The 10,054-nt window shown below is 32.7% G+C and carries 11 protein-coding genes and 1 pseudogene; all 12 read left to right on the top strand.

Features of this window, described 5'->3' with window-relative positions; genetic code table 11:
• Positions 1–323 (top strand): hypothetical protein (locus tag HU235_RS12995; RefSeq protein WP_174880476.1); only part of this gene is annotated, 323 nt, incomplete at its 5' end.
• A 15-nt stretch (positions 324–338) separates the two neighbouring features.
• Positions 339–1,493 carry a glycosyltransferase family 4 protein gene (locus tag HU235_RS12990; RefSeq protein WP_174880475.1) on the top strand — a complete coding sequence of 385 codons (1,155 nt, stop codon included), beginning with the start codon at positions 339–341 and terminating at the stop codon, positions 1,491–1,493.
• A 113-nt stretch (positions 1,494–1,606) separates the two neighbouring features.
• Positions 1,607–1,756, top strand: coding sequence for a 50S ribosomal protein L33 (gene rpmG, locus HU235_RS12985; RefSeq protein WP_046590706.1), 150 nt, complete (start codon positions 1,607–1,609; stop codon positions 1,754–1,756).
• Positions 1,757–1,981: 225 nt separating this feature from the next.
• On the top strand, positions 1,982–2,545 hold the full coding sequence (locus HU235_RS12980) for a 5-formyltetrahydrofolate cyclo-ligase (RefSeq protein ID WP_174880474.1): 564 nt from the start codon (positions 1,982–1,984) through the stop codon (positions 2,543–2,545).
• Positions 2,536–3,315 carry a DUF92 domain-containing protein gene (locus HU235_RS12975; protein WP_174880473.1) on the top strand — a complete coding sequence of 260 codons (780 nt, stop codon included), beginning with the start codon at positions 2,536–2,538 and terminating at the stop codon, positions 3,313–3,315. Before HU235_RS12980 ends, HU235_RS12975 begins: the two co-directional genes overlap by 10 nt.
• 120 nt (positions 3,316–3,435) lie before the next feature.
• The gene (locus tag HU235_RS12970) at positions 3,436–4,374 is read left to right on the top strand and encodes an L-lactate dehydrogenase (protein WP_174880472.1); all 939 of its coding nucleotides are present in this window, start codon (positions 3,436–3,438) and stop codon (positions 4,372–4,374) included.
• A 44-nt stretch (positions 4,375–4,418) separates the two neighbouring features.
• Positions 4,419–4,586: a hypothetical protein gene (locus tag HU235_RS12965; RefSeq protein ID WP_174880471.1), complete on the top strand. Its 168-nt coding sequence runs from the start codon at positions 4,419–4,421 to the stop codon at positions 4,584–4,586.
• 154 nt (positions 4,587–4,740) lie between these two features.
• Complete coding sequence (locus HU235_RS12960) at positions 4,741–6,282, top strand: rhomboid family protein (RefSeq protein ID WP_174880470.1); 1,542 nt, start codon at positions 4,741–4,743, stop codon at positions 6,280–6,282.
• Positions 6,283–6,496: 214 nt separating this feature from the next.
• Positions 6,497–7,960, top strand: a complete 1,464-nt coding sequence (locus HU235_RS12955) for a spore germination protein (RefSeq protein ID WP_095299809.1) — start codon at positions 6,497–6,499, stop codon at positions 7,958–7,960.
• A gap of 166 nt (positions 7,961–8,126) precedes the next feature.
• A complete protein-coding gene (locus HU235_RS12950) occupies positions 8,127–8,321 on the top strand; it encodes a YqgQ family protein (protein WP_095299810.1) in 195 nt (64 codons plus the stop codon).
• A 111-nt stretch (positions 8,322–8,432) separates the two neighbouring features.
• A complete protein-coding gene (locus HU235_RS12945) occupies positions 8,433–9,401 on the top strand; it encodes an ROK family glucokinase (RefSeq protein WP_174880469.1) in 969 nt (322 codons plus the stop codon).
• A gap of 308 nt (positions 9,402–9,709) precedes the next feature.
• Positions 9,710–10,054, top strand: a pseudogene (locus HU235_RS12940) (hypothetical protein); the annotation flags it as partial.

Raw genomic sequence — 10,054 nt, 5'->3', positions numbered from 1 at the left:
GAATATTAAGTAATCTCCTTAATGAAGACTTTAATGATCTCCTGCTTCGTATTAACATTATTCCTCATATAAAACAGCATTTATTCGAAGATATTTATCTTCGGGAACCAAGTGGAACATTATCATTATACTTTTTGAAAAATGGGATATTTGATTTTGAATTGGTAGTAAGTAATTCTTTAAATGAAAACATTACAATAAAAAAAATACAGGTTTATTCTCATTGTCATCGTGTGACTGAATTAACTGAAGGATTAATAAATCGTGGAAAAGGGGAGCCGAAATGGCTTTATAATTTTTCTGGATATACATTTTATGAGTAGAGGTAATATTTTGACATGAAGATAAATCCGACAATTTTAGTTTTAGCAACAGAATACTCACCTAATATAGTAGGAGGGCTCGGTAGACATGTAAGTGACATAGTAGCAGAAGGAAATAAAAAGGGTCTTAAGTTTATTGTTGTCACAACTTCTTCTAATGAAAATGAATCATATACGTTTGAGAATGGTATTCATGTTTATCGTTTAGTACCTTTACAACATCCTCCTAGAACGTTTATAGATTATATATTAAACGTGAATTTTAGATTTATTCAATTTGTCCTTTATGAATTAAAGCTCTCATTTGATATTATACATGTCCATGACTGGTTGACAGGGATTGCTGGGGTTGAACTGAAAACTGAAATAGGAAAACCCTTATTGGCAACCATTCATGCAACTGAAAATGGGAGAATGAATAGTAAAACTCATTTTTCTAATCGAATTCATTCCTTTGAGACAAGTCTAATAGAAGCATCTGATAATATCATCGTATGTAGTCGCTATATGGAAAATATTCTTATTAAGGAATTTAATTGTACTAAAGATAAATTAACATTAATACCGAATGGAATTATTCCTAAAAGTTATCTTCCACCTATTTTAAATGTTAAACTACCATTTTCTAACTCACCTTACTTGTTGGGAATGGGTAGGCTTGTAAAGGAAAAAGGTTTTCAATATCTCTTAAAGGCCTTTTCTATATTTCATAAACAATTTCCTGAATTTCGATTAATTATTGCTGGAGAAGGGCCTTTTCATGAAGAGTTAGTTCATTTAGCTTATGGGCTACATATAGATAAATATGTTTCATTTATTGGATTTGTTCAAGAAGAAAAAAGGAATGTATTATTACATCATTGTGAAATGTTAGTTGTACCAAGTTTATATGAACCATTTGGTATTATTGCTTTGGAAGGAATGGTCGCTGCTAAGCCTATAGTTTCATTCCAAATAGGAGGATTAGCAGAAATACTTAATGATAGCAGAGGGATTTTGGTGAAGGATACCTCAAGTAGGTCTTTAGCAGACACTATATGTGATTACTTTAGTGAACCGCAAAAATATAATGCGATCGTTCAGAAGGGCTTTTATGCGGCAAATACAATTTATAACTTATCCTATTTAATCGAAGAAACTATACTATTATATAAGAAATTAGCGAAATAATTCTTGTTATATGAATTTATTCATTTTGATGTGGAATTTGTCTAATAAAAATGATATTATATTAAAGTCTGATTTGTTTTATTAGTTTTTTTATGTTTGGAGGGAAAGATAACATGCGTGTAAATATTACATTAGCTTGCACTGATTGTGGCGAACGTAACTATATTTCTAAAAAGAATAAACGTAATAACCCAGATCGTCTTGAGCTTAAGAAATATTGCTCAAGAGAGAAAAAAATGACATTACACCGTGAAACAAAGTAACAGTAGGGATTTATTTTCCTACTGTTTTTTTATACCCTGTATTTAGCATAAGGCTTATAAAGAAATACGTCCTTATAAACCTCATACTTTGTATCATACTCTATTCTAAATTTCCACATAAAAAACGGTCGGAATTGTTGACTACAGAAACTAGATATCCTCCTTATTAAAGCCTCGATTAAATGAATAAGGTACATATATAATGAAAGAAGGAGGTAATATGAAATGAATAAACAAGAAATCCGAAAAAAAATAAAGAATAAACTCGATAAAATGTCTTTGGAGGATTATTGGAGTAATAGTTTTGAGATACATAAAAAATTATTCAATCATGCTGTATGGAAGAATTCATCAATTGTAGCCATTACTGTTTCTAGAGGAAAAGAGGTTGATACAGCATTCATTATAAATCAGGCATGGAAGGAAAATAAGACAGTAGCTGTACCTAAGTGTGACCCTGCTACGAAAACAATGGTATTTAGGGTAATTTCTACCTTTGAACAGCTCGAGGAAGGATATTTTGGGATTTTAGAACCGATTGTAACCGATACAAAAGGTCTAACTTCAAAGGAAATTGAATTAATGATTGTTCCTGGTGTAGCATATGATTTTAATGGATATAGAATAGGTTATGGCGGTGGTTATTTTGACCGATATTTAAGTGATTTTCACAACAAATATTTATCATTAGCATTTACACAACAATTCGTTGATCATATTCCTGCAAAATCATTTGATATTGCAATTCCGATAATTATAACTGAAAAGAGTGTATTTACATGGAATTAATTGTTGTTTGTTTCATTATTGCTATTGCTTCCGTAATGGGATGGAAGGCGAAATCTATAACGAAAGATGGTGCAATTGCAGCTTTTATAGTTGGCCTTTTAATTTATCTTGGGTTTTCCTATCAAGGATTATTTTTATTAGGTTGTTTTTTCTGCAGTTCTAGTTTCTTTAGTAAGTATCAAAATAAAAGGAAGCGAATAGCAGCAGACATTTTGGAAAAGGGTGAGCAGAGAGATATTATTCAAGTGTTTGCGAATGGAGGAGTTCCAGCTTTTTTAGGTTTTATTTATTCATTTGGATTTATTTCTCAGCAAACTGCATTAGTATGCTTTTGTATATCACTTGCTGCAGCAAATGCTGATACATGGGCTTCTGAAATAGGTACTATGAGTAAAAAGGAGCCTAGATTATTACTAACTATGAAAAAAGTTCCAAGAGGTACTTCTGGTGCTGTATCAATACTCGGTACGACAGCGGCAATAGGTGGGGCATTATTTATTGCTTTCATATCTTATTTATTATTTTCTCTTTCATTAGTATGGGTAGTCTACATTGCTTTATTTGGCTTTTTAGGTAATTTACTTGATACGATAATTGGACAAACGGTACAGGTAAAATATAAATGTACTTATTGTGGGAAAATAACTGAAAAACAAAACCACTGTAATTTTAAAGGCGTAAAAATATCTGAGTATAGCTTCTTAAATAATGATGCAGTAAATTTTCTCTCGATTATATTAGCAACAGGTTTAGGTTTTCTCTTTTCATAAAATGTTCATAAAAACGATGAAAAATACGTTAAAGATCATGTAAAATATAATTGTGAAGTATTTCACAAAGTTTAACGGCAAATTTCATTAGTTCAATAAGCATTGAAAGGGTTTGATAATATGGCTAATCATGTTAATCGAGTTGCACTTATAGGTACAGGCTTTGTAGGCTCTAGTTACGCCTTTGCTTTATTAAATCAAGGAGTTACAGAAGAGTTAGTTTTAATTGATTTAAATAAAGAAAAATCTGAAGGAGATGCAATGGATCTAAATCATGGTTTAGCCTTTGCACCTAATCCGACGAAAATTTGGTATGGAAGCTACAAAGATTGTGAGTCTGCTGATATTGTTGTCTTATGTGCTGGTGCTAATCAAAAACCTGGTGAGACCCGACTAGATTTAGTTGCTAAAAATTTAAAAATTTTTAAATCAATAGTCTCAGATGTGATGAATAGTGGATTTAATGGGATCTTTATTGTCGCTACTAACCCGGTGGACATTTTATCATATGCTGTATGGAAATATTCTGGATTACCACAAAGTCGAGTAATTGGTTCTGGAACAATACTAGATACAGCTAGATTTCGTTATTTATTAGGAGAACATTTTAATGTAGATACACGGAATGTGCATGCATATATCATTGGAGAGCATGGGGATACAGAACTGCCAGTTTGGAGTCACGCTGATATTGGCGGTATCCCAATTCTTGAGTCATTGAACGATGAAAAAGAAAAGTTAGAGGAAATATTTGTAAATGTAAGAGATGCAGCATACCATATTATTAATCGTAAAGGTGCAACTTATTACGGAATAGCTATGGGGTTAGTTCGATTGACTAAAGCAATTTTAAATAATGAAAATTCTATTCTAACTGTTTCTTGTTACTTAGATGGTGAATACGGAGTAAACGATGTTTATATTGGTGTTCCAGCAATTGTCAATCGAGATGGAATTAAAAAAGTGATTGAACTTCGGCTAAATGAAGAAGAGAAAAGCAAATTTGAACATTCTGTTAGTGTGTTGCAAGAAACAATGTCACCTTTTTTTAAAGGATAAAAACAGGTAATCCTACTCAAAATATAAGTAGGAGGGATGTTTTTATGAAAAGACTGATTATGTTAATTGCTGGATCATTTGCTTTGTATCGTTATAGATATCAGATTGTAAATGCTGTTTTGGGGCAACCCCAATTACGTAGGTTTTTCATTCGATTATCAATGAGAATTCCTTTTATAAGAGATCGTTTTGTTCAACGAGCTTTTCATTAAAGTTCAAAGGGGAGGCTGATTTGCAATAGCAATCTCAGCCTCCTGTTTGTTTATCCTTAACAAATAAACAATGAAACGAGGAAAAAACATGAGCCTTCCTTTTCGTTTATAGTTATTGATATAATAAAGGAAAAATGATGTCGGAGCGGATAAAATGGTTTTAGAGCAAGATTTTTTATATTGGTCAATCATTGAGAAGCTAGTTTTAAACGAAAAATATTCAATACTAGCACTTTCTCAAGATGGAGGAGAAATTTTACTTCAGCCGTATCGTCAGAAGCACTTTACGATTGTAAGATTAAAAAGAATTGACGTTGATTGGGGAAATACACTATCTATTGATATTGTGCAAGCAGGGAGAAAATTTGAACAATTATTAAAAAATGGTGTAAGAGGACCAATTCGTGTAATGAATGTTTACATATCATCATTGCCCCCTGTTGATGATTATCCAAGTGTATTTGAAGATGGATATAGCATACTAAAAGGGAAAATTGATATTAGTTCAATTTTAATACATAGTGAACAACGTTTAGAGGGTATAAGTAAACTAGCGGATTTATTAAGTGTACCATTAAAGATTGAAATGGACTCATTCATTGAAGAGGATGATGTTCAAAGAATACGAAACCATGTCATTGCATCCCATAATAAACAAAGAGAAGAAGAAAAGAAAATTTTTCAACATGGAAAGCCATTTTTTACTTATATATTTCTAGGAATACAAATCATCATGTTTCTCATATTGGAAATGTTCGGGGGCAGTACAAATAATCAAACCTTAATTGATTTTGGTGCTAAATTTAATCCACTTATATACGAAGGTGAATGGTGGCGCTTTTTTACCCCTATTATTTTACATATTGGTTTTTTGCACCTTTTTATGAACAGCCTTGCTCTTTATTACATAGGTCCAGCAGTAGAAAAGGCATATGGACGATTTAGATTTTTACTTATATATATTATCGCTGGTGTTGCTGGTACATTTGCTAGTTTTGCATTTAGTCCTAATTTATCGGCAGGTGCATCAGGAGCAATATTTTGTTGTTTTGGTGCATTATTATATATTGGAGTACAAAATCGCCAGGTGTTTTTAAGAACAATTGGTCCAAATATATTAATGGTTATCGCAATTAACTTAGCCTTTGGATTTGCAGTTCCTAATATAGATAATGCTGGCCATATTGGTGGCTTGGTTGGTGGTTTTCTAGCTGCTTTTATCGTACAATTGCCAAAAAAGAGAAATGTTTCTTTTAGACTAATAGGAGTGACTGCGACAGCATTACTTTTTATTATTTTGTATCGATATGGATATCCACAAGCAGAGGAGCAATATTCTCAATATACAGCAATGCAAGGACAAGAATTGATACAGGATAATAAGTATGATGAGGCGTATGATTATTTAAATAATGCAATTTCGAATAATACACGCTCAAATGATATTATCTTCATGTTATCTGTGGCTGAAATAGGTATAGGTAAATTTGATGAGGCTATAGAGCATTTACAAGAGGTTATTGAAAACGATGACTCATATCACCAAGCTCATTTTAATCTTGCACTTCTATATGTTAACACAGGAAATTCATCTGAAGCGTTAAATCATATTAATAAAGCTCTCCAATATGAGCCTGAAAATGAAAATTATAAGAACTTGAAAAATGAGATTACACGATCAAATAATGAAACATGATTCAACACAAAAATGAGCATTAGACAATTGAGTATAATTGTCATGCTTTTTTTTTATCATGAAACGACCAGAACAAATAGGGACAGATTTAATTTTTTTCAATTTCATAATTTCATACTCATCCCGGTCTATGTACTCCATCAATTTATACAGGTATGTTTTACCATTCTTTCGTCAATGATGATGATAAATTGTTGTGAAATGGAGAAAGCGTATGACTTTTGAAGGTGAGAAAAAACTTGTTTCAGATGATTTTAAAGAAAATACAACGTATATTGCAGAACAATTAGGGGTTAAAAAGAGCTTTGATGTTATTCAACTCGATGTTGAATACGCTGAACGAAAAATGACTCTTTTTATGGTTGATGGTTTTGTTAAGGATGATATTCTTCATTTGTTAATGAAATATTTAGCCCGAGTTACAACAGAACAACTAGAGGGAAATACGTTAGACAAACTCCTTAAAACCCATTTACCGTATGTTGAACTGGATAAAACAGATGATTTAAATAAGGTAGTACATATGGTACTGGCAGGTCCAACAGCATTAGTGGTTGAGGGAGTTAATGAGGTTATCTTAATTGACGCCAGGACTTATCCGGTAAGAGGGCCACAGGAGCCTGATACTGAAAGGGTAGTAAGAGGTGCAAGGGATGGATATGTTGAAACGATTGTCTTTAATACAGCACTTACAAGAAGAAGAATAAGGGATCGTTCATTAAGAATGGAGTATCTTCAAGTTGGAAGGCGTTCAAAAACAGATGTTGTAGTCTGTTACTTAGAGGAGATTGCGGATTTAGAACATGTTAAGGATTTAAAGAAATCGCTAGAAGCAATTGATACGGATGGACTACCAATGGGTGAAAAAACAATTGAAGAATTTCTTGGAGGACGTCATTTTAATCCCTATCCAACTGTTCGATATACGGAAAGACCTGATACAGCAGCCTCTCATTTGTATGAAGGTCATGTAATTGTGTTTGTAGATGGGTCACCAAGTGCTATTATTACACCAACGACCTTTTGGCATCATTTGCAGCATGCCGAGGAATATCGAAATAAACCGATTGTTGGTGCTTATCTTCGACTAGTTCGATTTGTCGCGGTTTGGGTGTCGATGTTTCTATTACCATTATGGTATTTATTTGCACAAAACCCAGAGCTTTTACCACCAGGTCTTGATTTCATTGGAATTAACGAACATGGCCATATCCCATTATTATTACAATTTATAATAGTGGAACTAGGTATTGATATGCTGAGGATGGCCGCTATTCATACTCCATCTTCATTAGCAACTGCTCTAGGGTTAGTTGCTGCCCTTATGATTGGCCAGGTTGCTGTCGAAGTTGGATTATTAACGTATGAAGTCGTCTTGTATTTATCAATTGCTGCAATTGGTACATTTGCAACTCCAAGTTATGAGCTTAGTTTAGCAAATCGTATGTTCCGAATGATTCTATTATTATTTACTGCATCGTTAGGGGTTATTGGATTTGTTGTTGGTATAGTGCTATGGATCATTTTACTGGCAAAAACGAAGTCATTTAATGTACCTTATTTGTATCCATTTATCCCATTTGACTATCGAGGCCTAAGAGATGTTTTATTTAGAGCGCCAATGCCTTTGAAAAATAGACGACCACGCTTTTTGCATCCTAATGATCCTGATCGATAAAGCAATTAATGTAGAATTGTCATTTAGATGACAATTCTTTTTTTTTATGAAGTTTTCATTTTATTGTTAACGATTCCTTGACGAGTATTTCAATTCCTTTATACTTTAAATTAGGCATTTCTAATTAACGATTATTAGTGAAAGTTAATGTTTAGTAGGTGATCAATTGAAAACGATTTATGATGTACAACAGCTATTGAAGAAGTTTGGAATTATTATTTATGTAGGGGATCGAATAGCTGATTTAGAGTTGATGGAAGAAGAAGTTAGACAATTATATCAGTCAAACTTAATAGAACCAAATGACTATCAAATGGCGATTTTACTCTTAAGAAGCGAAGTGCAAAGATTAAAAGGGTAAGTGAAATCGGATACTAGCTAGTCAGCAAAAAAAGAAAAAGGTTTATTATTTCCTTTGATTGAAAACGGTTTCGGGTAGATGAATATATAAATAGAGGAAAAGGTGAATAGAATGAATGAACAATGGTTAGTCGGTGTTGATTTAGGTGGAACTACAATTAAAATGGCGTTTATTAATTATTATGGTGAAATTGTAGAAAAATGGGAGATACCTACTGATAAAACTGGAAAGGAAATTACGACAGATATTGCTAAATCAATTGATACTAAATTAACAGAGTTAGGTTTCACAAAAGAGAAGCTGGCTGGAATTGGTATGGGGGCGCCAGGACCTGTTAATCTTGAAAGTGGCCTTATTTACGAAACTGTTAATCTAGGTTGGAAAAACTACCCACTACGAGACCATCTCGAATTAGAAACGGGTTTACAAGCTATAATTGATAATGATGCAAATATCGCTGCACTTGGTGAAATGTGGAAAGGTGCTGGAGATGGTGCGAAAGACCTGATATGCGTGACGCTTGGAACAGGTGTTGGGGGAGGACTTATTTCAAATGGAGAGGTCATCCATGGTGTTAATGGAGCTGGTGGAGAAATCGGGCATATTACTGTTGTTCCAGATGGTGGAGCACCATGTAATTGTGGAAAGACAGGATGTATCGAAACCATCGCATCTGCAACGGGAATTGTTAGGGTGGCAAAAGAGAAGCTATCAACAAGTGAAAAACAAAGTATTCTAAGGGAGATCCTTAAAGCAAGTGGTAATTTAACCTCGAAGGATGTCTTTGATGCACTAGAGAAAAAGGATGCTATAGCGGAAGAAATTATAGACTATGTAACGTTTCATTTAGGTTTAATGTTAGCTAATGTTGCAAATGGCTTAAATCCTGAAAAAATTGTTATCGGTGGTGGAGTTTCAAAAGCTGGTGATAAGCTTATAAAAAAAGTTGAACATTATTTTAAACGTTTCGCTTTTCCTCGTGTTGGTGATGCAGCAACAATTACTGTTGCCACATTAGGTAATGATGCGGGAGTAATTGGAGGAGCATGGCTAGTAAAAACGAAATTATTAAATAAATAGGTAATAAACAAAATAAGAAATGAGTTCAACCTTGTTGTACTCATTTCTTATTTTTGTATATTCTGAATATTACAACTTTTATAAAAACGAAACTTTTTTTCAACTCATACGTCTAATAATTAGGTTATTGGAATAAAGTATAGATTATAATTCTATCATGTGTTTGTTATGACAATATTAAAAAGGATTGATTTTTTGTAAAAGAAGTATTAAGATATGTTTTAGTTGTTTTATTGTATACCTAATATATGGAAAACATGAGAGATAAAACGAAAGCGCTATTGTCCTGTGGGATGAGGAGGTTATTTATGCGTAAGAAATCTTTTTCGAAAATTTCATTTTTATTAATAGCAACGCTTTTTATGTGGATTAAAACATATATTGTCTATAAAACTAGCTTTGATATTAAAATTGAAAACTTTAAACAAGAGTTTATTCTATTCATTAACCCTTTAAGTTTTTTACTTTTCATTTTTGGAATTGGATTGTTTATGAAAGAAAAGAATCGGAATCGATATATTTTTGGTGCTAGTATTTTTGTGACAATACTTTTACTCGCAAATATGGTATTTTATCGATTCTACAATGATTTCTTAACAATTCCGGTCTTATTTCAGACAAGTAATATGGGGGATTTAGGAAGTAGTATTAGT

Source organism: Metabacillus niabensis, assembly GCF_902829255.1.
In the GTDB taxonomy this organism is placed as follows: domain Bacteria; phylum Bacillota; class Bacilli; order Bacillales; family Bacillaceae; genus Metabacillus; species Metabacillus niabensis.
This window is presented reverse-complemented; position numbering and strand designations above follow the sequence as displayed.

Coding starts and splice junctions, on each gene's coding strand:
- rpmG (WP_046590706.1), top strand. CDS start 1,607: ATGCGTGTAAATATTACATTAGCTTGCACTGATTGTGGCGAACGTAAC.
- HU235_RS12965 (WP_174880471.1), top strand. CDS start 4,419: ATGAAAAGACTGATTATGTTAATTGCTGGATCATTTGCTTTGTATCGT.
- HU235_RS12975 (WP_174880473.1), top strand. CDS start 2,536: ATGGAATTAATTGTTGTTTGTTTCATTATTGCTATTGCTTCCGTAATG.
- HU235_RS12955 (WP_095299809.1), top strand. CDS start 6,497: ATGACTTTTGAAGGTGAGAAAAAACTTGTTTCAGATGATTTTAAAGAA.
- HU235_RS12960 (WP_174880470.1), top strand. CDS start 4,741: ATGGTTTTAGAGCAAGATTTTTTATATTGGTCAATCATTGAGAAGCTA.
- HU235_RS12945 (WP_174880469.1), top strand. CDS start 8,433: ATGAATGAACAATGGTTAGTCGGTGTTGATTTAGGTGGAACTACAATT.
- HU235_RS12970 (WP_174880472.1), top strand. CDS start 3,436: ATGGCTAATCATGTTAATCGAGTTGCACTTATAGGTACAGGCTTTGTA.
- HU235_RS12980 (WP_174880474.1), top strand. CDS start 1,982: ATGAATAAACAAGAAATCCGAAAAAAAATAAAGAATAAACTCGATAAA.
- HU235_RS12990 (WP_174880475.1), top strand. CDS start 339: ATGAAGATAAATCCGACAATTTTAGTTTTAGCAACAGAATACTCACCT.